Consider the following 18,544-nt stretch of genomic DNA (forward strand, 5'->3'; position numbering starts at 1 on the left):
AAGGTTAATTGTATTTTGGGCAGTTATTTTAATTGAATTAATCCGTTATATGCAAATAGGGTACAACTAAAATCACGTAAATAGCGGAATCTTACTCCAACCGCTAATTTTAGTTGTACTAACTACAGTTAAAACACTCGATTGGTTTAGCATACTTAAGATCAGGAATCTGCAAGCACCAGAAAGGTAGGACCTCATGGAAATTATGTCGCCGCAGAATACGCGGGTGAAGGAATGGGCAGGGCTGCAGGAGAAGAAACACCGCGACAAATCCGGGAAATATATTGTGGAGGGCATTCATCTGGTGCAGGAGGCGCTGCAGGCGGAAGCGGATGTGGAATGCCTGGCCTTTGATCTGGAAAAGGGCATGCCTTCCGAACTGAAGCCTCTGCTTCAAGCCGTGCAGGGCATGGAGGTAATTGGCGTGTCGGCAGCGGTGATTGCGAAGTGCAGCAGCACGAATACACCGCAGCCGGTATTTGCCGTTGTGCGCAAGGAGCAGCAAGGCGTGGAGATTATTCTGGCGAAGCCGGATAGTCTGGTTGTTGTGCTGGACGGGGTCCAGGACCCCGGTAACGTGGGCACCATCATCCGCAGTGCCGATGCGGCAGGTGCGGACGGAGTCATCCTCGGCCAAGGCTGCGCCGATCTCTTCAATCCCAAGACCATCCGTTCCACGATGGGCTCCATGTTCCATCTCCCGGTGGTGGAGGGAGATCTCGGCACGATTCTGCCTCAGGCGCGGGAACGCGGAGCGCTGCTGGTCAGCACTTCGCTGACAGGTGAAGATTCCTGCTACACCCATGACTTCCATGGCAGCCAGTGGCTGCTGATCGGCAGCGAGGGCAAAGGCATCTCGCCGGAGACGGCAGCCCTCGTCGACAAGAGCATTATCATCCCGATGGCCGGCCGCGCCGAATCGCTGAATGCAGCGATGGCGGCGACGATTTTGTTGTTTGAGGGGATGCGGCAGCGGGGGAGTCACGGGAAGTAGACTCAGCTCATGTTGTGAGTTGTAAGTCATCTTGTCACCGTTTGGATCGTAGTTTGGTATAGATTTGTAACGATATTCGGCACAAGCATTTTAGTCCTGATGGTCAAGAAACCCTTGATTTATCAGGACTTTTTAAATTTTTTTTTAGTATTATCAAATGGGCTCTAATGTCAAAACTGATTTTGGATTAGGAAACTCATGGCATAACTTTTGGTTATCGGAAAATCAGCTGAGGGGATAATAAATATGAAGACTCTATTTCGACCTGTCGGTCTTGCGGAAATGAAATTGATCCTAGATCTAAACCTAAGGGGATTTCCTCCAAGGTTACCTGAGCAGCCAATTTTCTATCCAGTTTTAAATCAAACCTATGCAGACCAGATTGCAGCGGAATGGAATGTTAAGGATAAATTCTCAGGCAACGTTGGATTCGTAACAGAGTTTATTGTTGCCAGCCCTTTTATTGATAGATATGGAGAACAAATTGTAGGATCAAGAAATCATAATGAGTTATGGATCCTGCTGAAGATATAGACGAACTTAACAATAATATTGATGGTCAGATTAAGTTAGTCAATGTGTTTTATGGCTATGACTATAGAGGGCTTACCCCTGAATCAACCATTTTTGAAGATAAGAATCCAACACAACAATTCGTTATTTGGAAAGAAATATTGGACTACAACTCAATGGATTTCTATTGTGAAATCAAAGAATTCTGGAAATATATTTTTATGAATTATTCATACTGGAAGAAGACTGATTTTATTGATTATGGTATAACTTTAAAAATGAAATTTGAAGTACTTTTAACCATGAAAGAATACTGGAAGGATCACTTTCCGCAAACTGAATTGATTGAAGGTAACACATAGAAGAACTAACTTTCGATAGCACCATATTCACGCAATGGGTATTCACCATCCGGTCGGAGTTAGAGGTGAATTCGGGGAGGTGATTGGCAGTAGCTAGGAAGCAGATTCTTTGGCGTCGTTTGCCTCTTGGATGCGCACGCAAATTTCAGTCCTGATAGTCAAGATAACCTTGATTATCAGGATTTTTTTGTGTAATTCTAGCACCTGTAATAGAGGAGATTCGGAAAGATAATGCTTATACGCAAGTCTTATCAAGTGCTGGAGAAGGTACGGAATCAAAGGCCGATTATTATACTTTAGGAGGATTTAGCAGAAGCCTGTAATGTTATTCCCGGCCTAAAGGAAATATCTGCTTGTCTACTTTTCCAGGCAATCTTGGTAAGGTTAGAAGAATTGCTATTCATAAGAGGTGGTAAATTGTCATGCTCAAAAAACACTGTTTGTTCTGCGATCAGATTGTCCCGATTACAGCTGAACGCGATTATGATCGGTATGAAGACTGCTCCTGTTCACCCGGGGGGTTCTATAAGCTGCTGAGAGACAGCTATGAGTCGATACTTTCGTTATCACACCAACAGAAACGCGACATGCTCCATTTGGTATCAGCGTATATCCGGGAAATGACAGACCGTGGAGAGAAGGTCAGTGTTAATGCCGGAGATTTGGATTCTATTGTGAATTCTCCGGCCATCCCTGTGACTATTGAGGATAAAGGAAACAGGCTGCTGCAACATTTGTATAGACATTCCGAAGGGCCGTTGGAGCCTGTGGTTATTCAACCCCTTTCCAGCAGCTATAACCTGACATACTCTCCCAACCTGCAAGAGCTGGTCTATATCATCGATAAGCTTGGAAGCGACCAGCTGCTTATAAGAGAAGGCTTAACCTTTAAATTAACCGCACAAGGATGGAGCGAAGCCGCTGCAACAAGCGGAGGTAAGAAATTAAAGCCATGCGTCGTTCTCCTGCCGGAAGAAGAGGAATTGCGCAAGGAATGGCAGGAGAAGCTTTTGCCCAAAATCGAGCAGTACGGTTATCTTCCCCGATTGATAGCATATAGCAGCGAAACGTATTCTTTGGAGTCCGTTGCGGACAGCAAGCTGATTATCGCAGATATAACGGGTCAATCTCCTGAAGTGTATTATACAGCGGGATACGCGCTTGGGAGGGGCATTCCGGTGATCTGGGCTGTTAAGAGCTGTGATGCCAACAACCTTCGGGTACACCTGCAAGAGATCCGTCCACTCGTCTGGGATACAGCGGAGGATCTGGTTGTATTACTCCAACAGAAGTTGAGTTTAGATTAGGGTATATACACAGGTGTAATTATACAGGGGGTTCTTCCGCATTATGCAACAGACCTTGTTCTAGCGGCAGATGCCGGGATGAACAGGGTCTGTTCCTGTTTCAGGGGCAAAGCTCGATGGATAGTAGGGTTAAAGTTTGATACAGATATAATAGATATGCTTACTGCAGGATCTTTCAGGCTTCAATCTCAGCTATTCGATAAATATATGAACTATAAAGAGAGTTGCTATTGTAGGAGTCACTCGACATATGAATGTCCCTTTAAAATACTGCTTGCAAAAAGAATCTATACATGATATATTCTATTTCTGGCCGCGAAACATCAACGCCGAGCTCGAAAAGAAGTTGAAAAAAAGAGCTTGCATTGATCGGTTGGGTGTGATATACTATAAGAGTTGCTGGTGACGCGGTAGTCGTCGCTGACAACGAGCTTGATCTTTGAAAACTGAACAACGAGTGAGTGGGAGATCGCTTCGGCGAGATCCAAAATAGAGAATGAAAATTCTCGTCAGATGTTTCAAAATGAGCAATCGCTCTTTCTAAAACCAATTTGGAGAGTTTGATCCTGGCTCAGGACGAACGCTGGCGGCATGCCTAATACATGCAAGTCGAGCGGAGTTCATTTGAAAGCTTGCTTTCAAATGAATTTAGCGGCGGACGGGTGAGTAACACGTAGGCAACCTGCCCTCAAGACTGGGATAACTACCGGAAACGGTAGCTAATACCGGATAATTTCTTTCCTCTCCTGAAGAGAGAATGAAAGGCGGAGCAATCTGCCACTTGGGGATGGGCCTGCGGCGCATTAGCTAGTTGGTGGGGTAACGGCCCACCAAGGCGACGATGCGTAGCCGACCTGAGAGGGTGAACGGCCACACTGGGACTGAGACACGGCCCAGACTCCTACGGGAGGCAGCAGTAGGGAATCTTCCGCAATGGGCGAAAGCCTGACGGAGCAATGCCGCGTGAGTGATGAAGGTTTTCGGATCGTAAAGCTCTGTTGCCAGGGAAGAACGTCCGGTAGAGTAACTGCTACCGGAGTGACGGTACCTGAGAAGAAAGCCCCGGCTAACTACGTGCCAGCAGCCGCGGTAATACGTAGGGGGCAAGCGTTGTCCGGAATTATTGGGCGTAAAGCGCGCGCAGGCGGTCATTTAAGTCTGGTGTTTAAACCTTGGGCTCAACCTGGGGTCGCACTGGAAACTGGGTGACTTGAGTACAGAAGAGGAAAGTGGAATTCCACGTGTAGCGGTGAAATGCGTAGATATGTGGAGGAACACCAGTGGCGAAGGCGACTTTCTGGGCTGTAACTGACGCTGAGGCGCGAAAGCGTGGGGAGCAAACAGGATTAGATACCCTGGTAGTCCACGCCGTAAACGATGAGTGCTAGGTGTTAGGGGTTTCGATACCCTTGGTGCCGAAGTTAACACAGTAAGCACTCCGCCTGGGGAGTACGGTCGCAAGACTGAAACTCAAAGGAATTGACGGGGACCCGCACAAGCAGTGGAGTATGTGGTTTAATTCGAAGCAACGCGAAGAACCTTACCAGGTCTTGACATCCCGATGAAAGCATTAGAGATAGTGCCCCTCTTCGGAGCATCGGAGACAGGTGGTGCATGGTTGTCGTCAGCTCGTGTCGTGAGATGTTGGGTTAAGTCCCGCAACGAGCGCAACCCTTGACTTTAGTTGCCAGCAGGTAAGGCTGGGCACTCTAGAGTGACTGCCGGTGACAAACCGGAGGAAGGTGGGGATGACGTCAAATCATCATGCCCCTTATGACCTGGGCTACACACGTACTACAATGGCCGGTACAACGGGAAGCGAAACCGCGAGGTGGAGCCAATCCCAGCAAAGCCGGTCTCAGTTCGGATTGCAGGCTGCAACTCGCCTGCATGAAGTCGGAATTGCTAGTAATCGCGGATCAGCATGCCGCGGTGAATACGTTCCCGGGTCTTGTACACACCGCCCGTCACACCACGAGAGTTTACAACACCCGAAGTCGGTGGGGTAACCCGCAAGGGAGCCAGCCGCCGAAGGTGGGGTAGATGATTGGGGTGAAGTCGTAACAAGGTAGCCGTATCGGAAGGTGCGGCTGGATCACCTCCTTTCTATGGAGAATCGTTTCCTGCAACGGAAACATTCAAATCGGAAGCTAAAGCTTCCACAACGAACCTTAGGGTTCAAACACTCACTCGTTGGTCAGTTTTGAGAGTTTAAGCTCTCATCTTTACCTTGATCCTTGAAAACTGGATACCGAAACGAATTTGCGTTTTAGAACATCTTTTAGCTGAAACTTGTGTAAGCAAGTTGAAATAGTTATTAGTGCAGAACGAAGGTTTTCGATTGTGCAGCGACCTTTGGCTTTGAATGTGTTGGTGAATGGAGCAATCCATGAGCAGTATTCAAAACAAGATGAGCAAGCAAGCGAAACACCGGAGTGACGGTTAAGCTAATAAGAGCACACGGAGGATGCCTAGGCGCCAGGAGCCGACGAAGGACGTGGCGAACAACGAAACTGCCTCGGGGAGCTGTAAGCAAGCTTTGATCCGGGGGTGTCCGAATGGGGAAACCCAGCTGTGGTAATTCGCAGTTACTCGTATCTGAATACATAGGATACGCAGAGGCAGACCAGGGGAACTGAAACATCTAAGTACCCTGAGGAAGAGAAAACAATAGTGATTCCGTCAGTAGCGGCGAGCGAACGCGGAACAGCCTAAACCAAGGGGCTTGCCTCTTGGGGTTGTGGGACGTCTCACATGGAGTTACAAAGGAATATGGTAGGTGAAGAGGTCTGGAAAGGCCCGCGATAGAGGTAAAAGCCCTGTAGCCTAAACTGTGTTCTCTCCGAGACGGATCCCGAGTAGTGCGGGGCACGTGAAACCCCGTATGAATCCAGCAGGACCATCTGCTAAGGCTAAATACTACCTGGCGACCGATAGTGAAACAGTACCGTGAGGGAAAGGTGAAAAGCACCCCGGAAGGGGAGTGAAATAGAACCTGAAACCGTGTGCTTACAAAAAGTCAGAGCCCTATTACTGGGTGATGGCGTGCCTTTTGTAGAATGAACCGGCGAGTTACGTTTAACATGCAAGGTTAAGTCGAGAAGACGGAGCCGCAGCGAAAGCGAGTCTGAATAGGGCGAATGAGTATGTGGACGTAGACCCGAAACCGTGTGATCTACCCCTGTCCAGGGTGAAGGTGCGGTAACACGCACTGGAGGCCCGAACCCACGCATGTTGAAAAATGCGGGGATGAGGTGGGGGTAGCGGAGAAATTCCAATCGAACTCGGAGATAGCTGGTTCTCCCCGAAATAGCTTTAGGGCTAGCCTCGGTGAATGGAGTGGTGGAGGTAGAGCACTGATTGGGTGCGGGGCCCGCAAGGGTTACCAAGCTCAGTCAAACTCCGAATGCCATTAACTTCTTGCCGGGAGTCAGACAGTGAGTGCTAAGATCCATTGTCAAAAGGGAAACAGCCCAGACCATCAGCTAAGGTCCCCAAGTGTGTGTTAAGTGGGAAAGGATGTGGAGTTGCACAGACAACCAGGATGTTGGCTTAGAAGCAGCCACCATTGAAAGAGTGCGTAATAGCTCACTGGTCGAGTGACTCTGCGCCGAAAATGTAACGGGGCTAAACACACCACCGAAGCTATGGCTAGATACTTTGTATCTGGGGTAGGGGAGCGTTGTATGTGGGTTGAAGGTGTACCGTAAGGAGCGCTGGACAGCATACAAGTGAGAATGCCGGTATGAGTAACGAAAAGATCAGTGAGAATCTGATCCGCCGAAAGCCCAAGGTTTCCTGAGGAAGGCTCGTCCGCTCAGGGTAAGTCGGGACCTAAGGCGAGGCCGAAAGGCGTAGTCGAAGGACAACAGTTTGAAATTACTGTACCACCGTAATCCGCTATGAGCGATGGGGTGACGCAGGAGGGTAGTGACGCGGACTGATGGATGTGTCCGTCTAAGCAGTGAGGCTGATGTGTAGGCAAATCCGCACATCAATAAGGCTGGGCTGTGATGGGGAGCGAAAATTGTAGTAGCGAAGGTCATGATCTCACACTGCCAAGAAAAGCCTCTAGCCAGGAGAAGGTGCCCGTACCGCAAACCGACACAGGTAGGCGAGAAGAGAATTCTAAGGCGCGCGGAAGAACTCTCGTTAAGGAACTCGGCAAAATGACCTCGTAACTTCGGGAGAAGAGGTGCCTCGGTAGGGTGAATAGCCCGAGGGGGCCGCAGTGAAAAGGCCCAAGCGACTGTTTAGCAAAAACACAGGTCTGTGCGAAGCCGCAAGGCGAAGTATACGGGCTGACGCCTGCCCGGTGCTGGAAGGTTAAGGGGAGTGGTTAGGGGCAACCCGAAGCTGTGAACCGAAGCCCCAGTAAACGGCGGCCGTAACTATAACGGTCCTAAGGTAGCGAAATTCCTTGTCAGGTAAATTCTGACCCGCACGAATGGCGTAACGACTTGGGCGCTGTCTCAACGAGAGATCCGGTGAAATTTTAATACCTGTGAAGATGCAGGTTACCCGCGACAAGACGGAAAGACCCCATGGAGCTTTACTGCAGCTTGATATTGAATTTGGGTACGATCTGTACAGGATAGGTGGGAGCCGTTGAGGCAGGAGCGCAAGCTTCTGCGGAGGCGCCGTTGGGATACCACCCTGATCGTATCTAGGTTCTAACCTAGTACCCTAAGCGGGTACGGGGACCGTGTCAGGCGGGCAGTTTGACTGGGGCGGTCGCCTCCTAAAGAGTAACGGAGGCGTTCAAAGGTTCCCTCAGAATGGTTGGAAATCATTCGCAGAGTGCAAAGGCATAAGGGAGCTTGACTGCGAGACCTACAAGTCGAGCAGGGACGAAAGTCGGACTTAGTGATCCGGTGGTACCGCATGGAAGGGCCATCGCTCAACGGATAAAAGCTACCCTGGGGATAACAGGCTTATCTCCCCCAAGAGTCCACATCGACGGGGAGGTTTGGCACCTCGATGTCGGCTCATCGCATCCTGGGGCTGAAGTAGGTCCCAAGGGTTGGGCTGTTCGCCCATTAAAGCGGTACGCGAGCTGGGTTCAGAACGTCGTGAGACAGTTCGGTCCCTATCTGTCGTGGGCGCAGGAAATTTGAGAGGAGCTGTCCTTAGTACGAGAGGACCGGGATGGACGTACCGCTGGTGCATCAGTTGTTCCGCCAGGAGCATGGCTGAGTAGCTACGTACGGACGGGATAAGCGCTGAAAGCATCTAAGCGTGAAGCCCCCCTCAAGATGAGATTTCCCAACTAGTAAGACCCCTTGAAGACGACGAGGTAGATAGGTTGGAGGTGGAAGTGCAGCAATGCATGGAGCTGACCAATACTAATCGGTCGAGGGCTTATCCAAATTTCTTAGAGCGCAGATTCGTTTCGGATTCAGTTTTCAGGAATCAATTCCTGAAGCATTTACGCTGTAAATGCCCGTTTGGTGGCGATAGCGGAGGGGTTCCACGCGTACCCATCCCGAACACGACCGTTAAGCCCTCCAGCGCCGATGGTACTTGGACCGAAGGGTCCTGGGAGAGTAGGACGCCGCCAAGCACATGAAGCCATTGTTGAGCAATCGACAATGGTTTTTTTGTTGTGTTTGGCGCCACTTTTATAACAATAGAATCCATAGTACACCGTGAAATGTCATGTACGCTCTGAAATCTGATATGATAAAGGTTAAATAGTTAACGGAACATTTTGCTATTACAGGAATCAGGAGGATATTCAGTAGATGGCTCATATACTAGTAGTTGAAGATGAACAGCCGATCAGCGACTTGATAACTATGAATCTTAAGCTGGTTGGACACACGTATTCCAAAGTGTATACCGGCTCAGAGGTTGCCGGAATGCTGGAACAGGAGCGTACGGATCTTATCCTGCTCGATGTGATGCTTCCCGATCTCGACGGGTTTGAAGTAATGCAGCAGATCGCTCATTTGCGGATTCCGGTCATTCTGATTACGGCCAAAAATGCACTCTCCGACCGCATCAGAGGCTTCGAGCTGGGTGCGGAGGATTATATAATAAAACCGTTTGAAATCCTGGAGCTGCTGGCCCGGATTAACGTTGTGCTGCGCAGGAATGAACAAGCTGCCCCTGCCTTTATTTGCGATGCGGTGGAAGTCAGGTTTCCGGAACGGCAGGTCCGGGTAGATCAGCAGCAGGTTGATTTGACCACCAGAGAATTTGAGCTGCTCGAAGTACTGATACGTAACCGGAATATCGCCCTTTCGAGAGAAAAGCTGCTGGAGCTGGCCTGGGGTTATGACTTTGCCGGAGACACCCGCACCGTGGATGTTCATATCCGCCAGCTGCGCAAAAAGCTCGGCTGGGAAGAACGGATCAAAACTGTATTCAAGCTGGGCTACCGGCTGGAAGTTCAGGTCTAGCCATGCGGTTCTGGCATAAGATCCTCCTCGCTGTCCTGGTTCTCTTCATAGCCGCTCTTGATGTAAGTGTGATAATGGTGATGAAAAAAAGCTGGCAGCTGAATATGGATAGCGAAACCAGGCGCGCGGCCAGTGAACAGCTGCTGATCACCAACAATATATACGAGAATCTGGATTCGATCCGGACACGTGGCCTAACCCTCACCCCTGCACTTATGGTCAGTGTGGCTAAGTCGTATGGGGAACACTACCGCAAACAGGGAATAGGACTGGAGTTGCGGGAGGACGGACAGCTTATCTACCCCAATCAGGCAGGGAAGAGCGCTGTGCAGGAAGAGCATGTCATGACGCTTGCTATGCCGCTCCCTGCTCCTTATCAGCATCTGGAGCTGACTTACAAGCGCGACATTAGCGGGCTGTATGCTCAGCAGCAGGAGCTTAACCGCTTTTTCGTGATGATTAACTGGATCGCTGGTCCATTGCTGGTGCTGCTGCTCTACCTTCTGATCCGGCACCTGACCAGGCCTCTCAAGCTGCTGTCCGAGACGACCAAAACGATTGCCGAAGGTAACTATTCTAACCGTGTGGAGCTGAACAGCAGGGATGAATTCGGGGAGCTGGCCTTCAACTTTAACCGGATGGCTGCTGTGGTGGAGCAGCGGATGACGGACCTCGCAGGCATGGCCGAGGATAAACAGCGGATGGTCGATAATCTTGCCCATGAACTGCGGACGCCGCTGACCAGCATGCAGGGATTTGCTGAACTTCTCACCTCGGCGAACATTGGCCAGGAGGATCAGATCAAGGCCGGTCACTATATTTTAACTGAGACTGTCCGGCTTAAGAATCTGGCCTTCAAGCTGCTTGATTTGTCCGTTCTGCGGCATCAGCCACTGGTGCAGGCAGAGGTGAATGTGGCAGCCCTGTTCCAGGCGGTAGCGCAGACCGAGCAGCAGAAGGCAGCAGAGCACGGATTACTGCTGCAGATGGACAGCTATATTCCCGCCGTGTGGGGAGATGCGGATCTTCTGGCATCCTTTCTGGTAAATCTGATTGAGAATGCCATTCCTGCATCCCAGCCAAGGAGCACCATCCGCCTGCTGGCTTTTCAGCAGAACGGGGAAGGGGTGCTGGAAGTGCAAGACAGTGGAGGCGGCATGACGGAAGAGCAGAGTAAGCGTGCGTTCGAGCCGTTCTACCGCGCAGACCCGGCACGTTCGCGGACCTACGGCAATGCTGGCCTCGGCCTCTCCTTGTGCCGGCAGATTGCCGAGGCGCATGAGGCCAGGGTTGAGCTGCAATCTGTCGTTGGTCAGGGGACAAGCATCCGTATCTTTTTACAACTCCATAACAACTGACCCTCTACTCTATAACATCCCGGGATTAAGGTATAGACAGAGTTAATATCTTAATCCGATGGAGGTAATACAATTGAAAACAAAGAAATGGTCGGCTACGGTGGCTGTCATCTTAGTCTCTGGAGGTGTATTCGCAGCTAGTGCATTTCTCGTCCCCAGCCTGGTGAACTCTGCAGTCGTCTCTAAGAACAGCACGGCAACACAGGACAATGTCCGGCTAAGTCTGACAGGAAGTACTGTTCCTGTGTTGAAAGTAGAGGCGCCTGTGCCGGTATCTACCGTGAATGATAATCTGCTTGAGCAGATGTCCGAGACGCAAATGCAGCAGATCTATGACTATATAGAGAAGCCCGGTGATCCCAATGTTTCAGGCCGGCAAATGACTGATTCGGAAATCAAACGCAATCTGGTGCTGCAAGATCAGTATGTGTATGATGGCGTGCGGCCACATAAGCCAATGCCCCTAGAGCCGGGGCAAGGGGCATTGTATCTGGATATGGATACCAATACGTACTACTATCCAGAGCAGACCTGGACCGATGAAGAGCATCTGCAACTGATCGACTGGTACGCCCGGATGAATTATGTATTATCCAAACGATATGTGACTGCGCCTTCCCTTCCGCAGAAATATAGTAAGTCTGAAGTAGAGGCGCTGGCGGCTGAAAGTGTACGTAAATTGTTCGATGCCGATGTATCTAAGCTAAAAACGACGGTTATATTAGTGGAACCGGGATATGGCATACGTTCCACCTGGGCGGTTCACTCTGCTCCGTACAAGTCTAGTACCTTGCGCGGACAAGGCCAGGAATATTGGGAATACGATGTGCGGATCGATCCGGAAACCGGGGTTGTAGTAGATACGACAGCCATTAATGGGACGTTGAAAAGAACGCCTATCGACGCAGCAGCCGCAGCTGTCCTCAAAAAGGATAACAGCTGGATCAATAAAGCTACTCAGGTCGTGAAGGACAAGCAGGGAGAGAAAAGAAAGATAGTCAAAGCTTATCTGACCGATACTGAGGTGAACAACAAACGCGGGATGGTAGCAGTGGATGTGTTATTAGAAGACGGCAGCAAATATAATGCTGAGTTCCGCTATCCGAGTAAGATGCTGCGCTGTCTGATCTATGAACCTGCCGTAAAAGAAAAATAAAAGAAAGCCATACCTTTTGCTACAAGAAAGACAGTCCTGATGATCAAGCAGCCCTTGATTCGTCAGGACTTTTTGGTACTTTGGGGCAGGAAAAAACATAGGATTGTTTATTATTAAGGGAGGACTCCACCAAGCAACGCAGAACATACTTACATTAGAGGAAGATGGTGTGAGTGTAGGGAATAGAAAATTTATTGAATGAGGTGGAGAGATGAGAATTCATTGCCTGCAGCATGTCCCTTTTGAAGCGCCGGAGGAAATTGCAGTTTGGGCCGGGAACAGAGGGTATGAGCTTACAACAACCTTATTGTATGAAGCGCAGGCTCTGCCGTCTATTGATGAGTTTGATATGCTCGTAATCATGGGCGGACCGATGGGAGTCAATGATGAGGAAATGATCCCCTGGTTGAAGGGGGAGAAAGCTTTTATTAATGCAGCCATCCGCTCGCGTAAGCTGACGCTTGGAATCTGCCTGGGAGCCCAGCTGATTGCCGAACAAATCGGCGGTGAAGTCTATAAAAACAAGTGGAACGAGATCGGCTGGTTCCCAGTGAGATTGACCGGGGATGCCAAGACGTCTACCTTCTTCAAAGCGTTCCCGGAGCAGTTTATACCGTTTCACTGGCATGGGGATACCTTCAGCCTGCCCGCCGGAGCCAAGAGGCTAGGGTTCAGCTTGGGCTGTGCCAATCAGTGTTTTGAATATGAGGATTATGTAGCCGGCCTGCAGTTTCATCTGGAGGTTAATGACCTCAGCATCCGGAAAATCATCGGGAACTGCGCCGAGCAGCTGGAGCGGGAGGAGTATGTTCAAGCGCAGTCTGAGATGGTGAATCAGCTTGAGAAAGTAAAAGCTTCCAATGAACTGATGTTCACGCTCCTCGATGCAATGGAAGACAAATTCCTGTCCAGATCATAGCTGTCTGGCTCGCCACAGAAAGGAATATGCATGAAAAATATAAATGTCGCTATACCGACTCCTTTCCGGGAGGATGAAAGCTTAAATGTTGACGGATTTAGAGCCATTGTAGAGTATCAGAAGCAGAACGGTATAGAATCACTGCTTGTCTCTGGAAGTACGGGTGAGCAGCATTCCATGAGCATAGAGGAGAGACTGCAGATCATTGAATATTTTGACCAGCAGCGCTTTCAGGATATTGAGCTTGTCTTCGGGGCTTCCGCTATAAGAACACGGGATGCTGTACGTCTGGTAAAGGTGCTGGAGGCCTCTGTAATTGATATAATTCTGATCGGGTTCCCTCCGTATATCCGGCCCACGCAGCAGCAGGCAGTTGCTTATGTGGAGGAGCTGCTCAGCCATACAACCAAGCAGGTGGCCCTGTACAATAATCCCGGCCGGACCGGGTTCGATTTGACTCCAGACTCGCTTCATTCGTTAATTAACCGATACCCCAACATTGTAGGCTATAAAGAAACAGGGGATTTGCAGCGTCATCTGCCGCTAATTTACCCGGACGATTTCATCATGTTTGCTGCAGGAGATGTTAAGCTGGTGGACAATTTCGTCACAGGCGGATGTAATGGTCTCTCAAGTGTGGCTGGTAATATATATCCGAAGGAAATTAAACATACCGTCGAACAGCTGCTTCAGCATAAACAGGTTGACGCTAAACCGGTCGAGGATCTGGTATCACGGGTCATAAGCGGGCATGCGATTATTAACATCAAACAGCACTATAACAGCTTGGGGATTAATGCAGGAGTCTGCCGCGCTCCGCTCATCTAATTAATAATTAAGCGATATAAATATTAATCTCCTTACTTATTGTGTTGGGGATAGCTCTGACCCATGCATTATATCTGTTAATGAGGTAGACTGGATTCAGCAGCTACAATGAACAAGAGAGGATTGAGGGAGATGAAGCATCCTTTTCACCTGAAGGCAGTATGGAATGGCGGGCGTAACAGTGAGGGGCATATCGAAGCAGGCGGACTCCGGACGGTCATCTCGATTCCGCAGGAGATGGGCGGTCCGGGAACCGGAACGAATCCTGACGAAATGCTGCTGGGGGCAGCCTCGACCTGTTATTTGATTACGCTGGCGGCGATGCTCGAGCGTTCAGATATTGTACCACAGGAACTGACACTGGAGTCAGAGGCAACGGTAGATGTCACGAATAATGTATTTATGTACGAACGGATCGTGCACAAGCCGCGGTTGGTGCTCCAGGCAGATGCGACAGCGGCCCAGCTGAAGAAGGCAGAGCGGCTGGCACATATGGCAGAAGAGTCCTGTATGATCTCCAGAGCTGTAGCAGGGAATGTCTCGATTGAGACGCAGCCTGTAATTGAAATAGCCGGGGCAGGAAAATGATGCCCGAAAATCCTCCAACTGGCATTCCTGCGCACGGGGAGGTCTAAGCTCACAGATACACCGGCGGAGGAAGATGCTGCTCCAGCCGGTAAAGCGGCAGCTCCACGATCACGGAGGTACCTTTGGTGAATTCACTCTCGATCCGCAGCCGCCCGTCATGCAGCTCTATGATCTCCTTGCAGATGGCCAGGCCCAGGCCGCTTCCGGACTGGCGGGACCGTCCTTTGAAGAACTTGGTACCGAGCTGTGCCAGGTCTGCGGCCTCGATGCCTTCGCCGTTGTCGGCTACGGTGATGATGATGAGCTCCCCGTGTAACACTGCTGTAAGGCGGATGGCTCCCTGGGCAGGAGTGAATTTGAAGGCGTTGTCCAGCAAATTGACAAAAACCTGCTTCAGGCGGTTGAAATCACCGTCTACCGGCAGGGGTTGATCAGGAAGTTCGGGATAGAGGCGGATCTGTTTGGTCTGCCCCCGGTATCTGAACTGCAGCAGCAGATCCTCAAGCAGTCCCCTGAGATCATAAGGCTGGCGTACGATCTTGATCTCACCAGCCTGGAATTTGGAGAAGTCCAGCAGATCCTCGACCAGTCCGATGAGCCTGTCGGTCTCCCCGGTCATGACCTCAAGACCCTGCAGGGTCTCTTGTTTATCCGACAAATCACCCACCAGCAGCGTTTCGCCCCAGCCTTTGATCGAAGTAAGCGGAGTGCGTAGCTCATGAGTGACAGAGGAGATGAAATCATATTTGATCTTCTCGCTTTTGAGAATTTCCTCGGACATATAATTCAGTGTTACCGCGAGCGTACCAACCTCATCATCATATTGTTTGGCCGCCCGTACGGTGAAATTGCCGGTGGCCATATCCTTCGCAACCCCGGTCAGCTGCTGGATCGGACCCACGATTCTTTTGGCGATCAGCAGACTCATCACGAATCCGAATCCAATCACAAGCAGGCCGACTACGGCTGCATTCAGCACAATTCTCATAATAACGGCATATAAAGGCTCTGCAGAAACAGAGTAACGCAGCACACCAATCGTACTTCCGGACTCCTTGAGTGCAATCGAGACGGCTATAATCCGCTCACCCTGTAACGGCTTAAGACTCTGGAAGCTTCCTTTACCGCTGGTCAGCGCTGCTCTTACATCAGGGGTATTCACCTTCTCCTGACTTGAGAAGCCGAAGGAATTAATAATGACGTTCCCGGCCGGACTCAGCACTTCCACCTTACTGCTCTCTTCAGGAGAGAGATTCTCCAGAATATAACGTGCCCGTTCATTCAGGGTATAACCCTCCAGATACTTGTTGAAAAAAGTCGCTGAAGTAGCGGCCCGGGAATTCAACGTTTCCATCGCGCTGCCCAGATAATAATAGTGGACGGCAGCAATAAAAACTCCCTCCAGCAGCAGGACGATCAGGAGCAGCATAAGGGTAATATAGACGATAAGCCTGGACCTGATTCCCTTCAGCAAAGTTAGCCCCTCCATATATAGCCGAATCCCCACACCGTTTCGAGGAACTGCGGCCCGGAGGACTCCTGCCCGATTTTTTGGCGGATTCGGCTGATATTCACATCTACAATCTTTAGATCCCCCATGAAATATTGCCCCCACACGGCTGTCAGAATATCGTCCCGGTTCATCGCCTTGTTCGGCTGCTCCATCAGCAGCTTGACGATCATGAATTCGGTCGGGGTCAGCGGGATATCCTGCCCGTTCTTCAGTAACTTCCGTTCATCGAGCAGAAGGGTAAAAGGCGGAAGCTCCAGGTTGTTCTCCTGCGGCAGAGCTTCTCCCGGATACATCCGGCGGTACAGGGAGCGCACCCGGGCGACCAGCTCAACCGGACTGAACGGCTTGACCACGTAGTCGTCTGCGCCGGCTTCAAGGCCCATGACCTTGTCTACTTCCTGGCTTTTGGCTGTGAGCATAATGATTCCGAGGCGGGGGAACTGTCCCCGGAGGCGGGTGCATACCTCGAAGCCGCTCATGCCGGGAAGCATCAGATCCAGAATGGCGATGTCAAAATCCTTCCGTTCCCCTGCGCTTCGCAGAGCCTCTTCACCGGTAGAAGCCTCAGCGACTTCGAAGCCTGCACGTTTCAGATTCACACACAGAAGATCCCGGATTGGCTTCTCATCTTCCAGTATCAGCACTTTCATGAACAGCCTCCTTATTATTGCCGGGGCTTCTGCGGTGTGCCGGCCAGCTGCACTGCTTCCTCAAGGGTCAGCTTCAGCTGATTATACTCCTGAAGGGAAGCGCCCTGCAGCTTGGCTGCTGCACCGGCAGCGGGCATGACCGCAACGAACACCGTTGGCGCCGTATCATCATTGGTATTGTGCAGCTCATACAGCAGCTTATATTCTCTATTCTCTGACTTCAGCTTAGTCTCTGCTGCAGCCCAATCCTTCTTAGCCAGCAGTCTAAGCTCGAGAAGCGGAGCCTGCTGGGTAGATTCGGCATTCTTGTAGCTGAAGCGGATATTCTCCCATGGCGCCGGTGACTCTCCCGGTGTCTCCAGAAGGGTACGGCCAGCCCAGCTCTTAGGAATATGGAAGTTGAAGCCCCAGCGGTCAAACTGTTCTTCCACGAACTTCAGGCCGGTTCCGCCATCCCATTGATAGTACTTGGTGATGAACGGAGTGGCCAGCGGGGCGTAACTCTCGGTGCCCGCAGGCGGTACGAGAAAGCCGATCTCGACAATCCCGTCACCGTTAATATCTGTGCTGTCCAGAGGGTAATCCTTGATGGCCATGTTATTGCTGCCGAGCATTCCGTCAGGCGCCGGTGCCAGCGGCTTGAGTACAAGATCCTTGCTCCCGGCCAGCGCAGTACGCTGATAATCATCTGATGCCAGTATATCAGTAAATTTGCTATTTTCCCAAGTCAGCAGCGAAGTGTAAGAGGAGTGCGCACCCACTGCGGCATCGATGAATAAGGCACTGCGGGTAGGAGATGCCTTGGCGAACTGGGCGCCTATCACGTTCCCGTCAAGCTTCTGATCGGATAAGGTCTGCAGCGTACCGCCCTGGAGCCGGAGCAGCTGAAGGTGCGTCTCGGGTTGTGCATCTGTGATATAGGTTCCCTGGAGTACAGCAATGTCGGTTTGCCCTTCCCCGGTCAGATCCCCAACCACTACCTGATCATAGGGCTGCTTGAGAATCTCGGATAATTTGCCGCTGTTCAGACTGTGGACAGATAACTCTTTACTTAGTCCTTCCCCGCCGCTATAACCAAGCAGCAGATCCTCCGCTCCATCTGCGGTAACATCGGTGAACGCCACGTAATCCAGCTCACTGCCTACCCCGGTCAGAGTGGCGAGTTTACTCCACTTCCCGTCCTTGTGCGAGAGCAGGAGGGTATTGATTTCATAATCGGTCTGGTCTGTCTTATAGAAGGCCAGCAGCTCATCCTGTCCGTCCTTGTCGAGATCCTGCAATTGAATGGCGCTGCCGGATTCGGAATGGACAGGCACTGTTAAATGCGAATTGGCGGGAAGATATAATTTCACGATCCCGGTTAATGTGCCATCGGCATTGCCCTGTGCCGGGGCCTGAAGCAGATCGCTTGGCGTCTTCAGGGTGCCGCAGCCGGAGGTGATTATACTTAAGAATAGAAGGCCGCTCAGGCCGGGTATGAATTTGTTCATCCAGTTACTCTCCTTATGATTCATCTGTGGCTAGTATATCCCAACCTTTCTGGCAATTAGTTGCAAAATGGTAAAGGAGCTATCTGAATATCTATAGGCGTTGAAGCTAAGGTGCTAACGGGAAGCTGCGGCGTCTCTGCGGTGAACATTTGGACTTCCGGCCGCTGTTGTTTCCTGATTTCTTGATCTAGACTGCAGTTTGCAGTTGAAATCGGGAAACAAAGGCGGACGCTATCGCTCCTACAGTTCCAAATTTCCCCTCCGGTCCTTCCGCTTCTGGTTATAACCTTTGTTCCTCTGAAATATATACTTTCAGCTTAGCTCCGGAGGGGAGGGACAGGAAGGGACAGCGGGACGCGTCTCAGTTGCGTGCCCTATGAAGCGGACTGTGTGGACCACTATCATGTTCATATGAACCCGAAAGAAGGCCGGAGGCGATTATGCTCAACAATGAGAATGGAC

Annotated in this window: 13 protein-coding genes and 3 rRNA genes; 13 read left to right on the top strand and 3 right to left on the bottom strand. The window is 50.6% G+C overall.

From position 1 onward, the window contains the following. Positions 1-196 precede the first annotated feature (196 nt). The 13 genes from MKX70_RS10695 (at position 197) to MKX70_RS10755 (ending at position 14,429) form a co-directional block, all read left to right on the top strand. The gene (locus MKX70_RS10695) at positions 197-994 is read left to right on the top strand and encodes a TrmH family RNA methyltransferase (protein ID WP_042239574.1); all 798 of its coding nucleotides are present in this window, start codon (positions 197-199) and stop codon (positions 992-994) included. 246 nt (positions 995-1,240) lie between these two features. Beyond that, the gene (locus MKX70_RS10700) at positions 1,241-1,528 is read left to right on the top strand and encodes a hypothetical protein (RefSeq protein WP_063840085.1); all 288 of its coding nucleotides are present in this window, start codon (positions 1,241-1,243) and stop codon (positions 1,526-1,528) included. Further along, a complete protein-coding gene (locus tag MKX70_RS10705; protein WP_063840084.1) occupies positions 1,507-1,869 on the top strand; it encodes a hypothetical protein in 363 nt (120 codons plus the stop codon). The genes MKX70_RS10700 and MKX70_RS10705 overlap by 22 nt, the downstream gene beginning before the upstream one ends. 422 nt (positions 1,870-2,291) lie before the next feature. After that, positions 2,292-3,176 (top strand): hypothetical protein, encoded by an 885-nt coding sequence (locus MKX70_RS10710; RefSeq protein ID WP_340839994.1) that lies wholly within the window; start codon positions 2,292-2,294, stop codon positions 3,174-3,176. 548 nt (positions 3,177-3,724) lie between these two features. Then, positions 3,725-5,282: ribosomal RNA gene (locus tag MKX70_RS10715) — 16S ribosomal RNA — on the top strand. A gap of 334 nt (positions 5,283-5,616) precedes the next feature. Beyond that, a 23S ribosomal RNA gene (locus MKX70_RS10720) occupies positions 5,617-8,545 on the top strand. A 77-nt stretch (positions 8,546-8,622) separates the two neighbouring features. Further along, positions 8,623-8,739, top strand: a 5S ribosomal RNA gene (rrf, locus tag MKX70_RS10725). The 16S, 23S and 5S rRNA genes sit together here, the layout of an rRNA operon. Positions 8,740-8,920: 181 nt before the next feature. Then, on the top strand, positions 8,921-9,580 hold the full coding sequence (locus tag MKX70_RS10730) for a response regulator transcription factor (protein ID WP_340839995.1): 660 nt from the start codon (positions 8,921-8,923) through the stop codon (positions 9,578-9,580). A gap of 80 nt (positions 9,581-9,660) precedes the next feature. Then, positions 9,661-10,938: a sensor histidine kinase gene (locus MKX70_RS10735; protein ID WP_231637726.1), complete on the top strand. Its 1,278-nt coding sequence runs from the start codon at positions 9,661-9,663 to the stop codon at positions 10,936-10,938. A 73-nt stretch (positions 10,939-11,011) separates the two neighbouring features. Continuing rightward, the gene (locus MKX70_RS10740) at positions 11,012-12,094 is read left to right on the top strand and encodes a hypothetical protein (RefSeq protein ID WP_340782505.1); all 1,083 of its coding nucleotides are present in this window, start codon (positions 11,012-11,014) and stop codon (positions 12,092-12,094) included. Between the two features lie 211 nt (positions 12,095-12,305). After that, on the top strand, positions 12,306-13,013 hold the full coding sequence (locus tag MKX70_RS10745) for a type 1 glutamine amidotransferase (RefSeq protein WP_042239566.1): 708 nt from the start codon (positions 12,306-12,308) through the stop codon (positions 13,011-13,013). A gap of 30 nt (positions 13,014-13,043) precedes the next feature. After that, on the top strand, positions 13,044-13,841 hold the full coding sequence (locus tag MKX70_RS10750; protein WP_042239564.1) for a dihydrodipicolinate synthase family protein: 798 nt from the start codon (positions 13,044-13,046) through the stop codon (positions 13,839-13,841). Between the two features lie 132 nt (positions 13,842-13,973). Then, the gene (locus MKX70_RS10755) at positions 13,974-14,429 is read left to right on the top strand and encodes an OsmC family protein (protein ID WP_042239562.1); all 456 of its coding nucleotides are present in this window, start codon (positions 13,974-13,976) and stop codon (positions 14,427-14,429) included. Between the two features lie 49 nt (positions 14,430-14,478). Here MKX70_RS10755 and MKX70_RS10760 read toward each other — a convergent pair whose 3' ends face one another. From MKX70_RS10760 to MKX70_RS10770, 3 genes are read right to left on the bottom strand one after another with little or no spacing between them, the layout of a single operon-like run. Then, entirely contained in the window at positions 14,479-15,903 is a 1,425-nt protein-coding gene (locus MKX70_RS10760) for a sensor histidine kinase (protein ID WP_339840941.1), read from the bottom strand. A 2-nt stretch (positions 15,904-15,905) separates the two neighbouring features. After that, positions 15,906-16,592 (bottom strand): response regulator transcription factor, encoded by a 687-nt coding sequence (locus MKX70_RS10765; protein WP_042239558.1) that lies wholly within the window; start codon positions 16,590-16,592, stop codon positions 15,906-15,908. A 14-nt stretch (positions 16,593-16,606) separates the two neighbouring features. After that, the gene (locus MKX70_RS10770; RefSeq protein WP_042239556.1) at positions 16,607-18,082 is read right to left on the bottom strand and encodes an FG-GAP repeat domain-containing protein; all 1,476 of its coding nucleotides are present in this window, start codon (positions 18,080-18,082) and stop codon (positions 16,607-16,609) included. Positions 18,083-18,544: the final 462 nt, after the last annotated feature.

This window comes from Paenibacillus sp. FSL R7-0312 (genome assembly GCF_038004445.1).
GTDB lineage: Bacteria > Bacillota > Bacilli > Paenibacillales > Paenibacillaceae > Paenibacillus_AQ.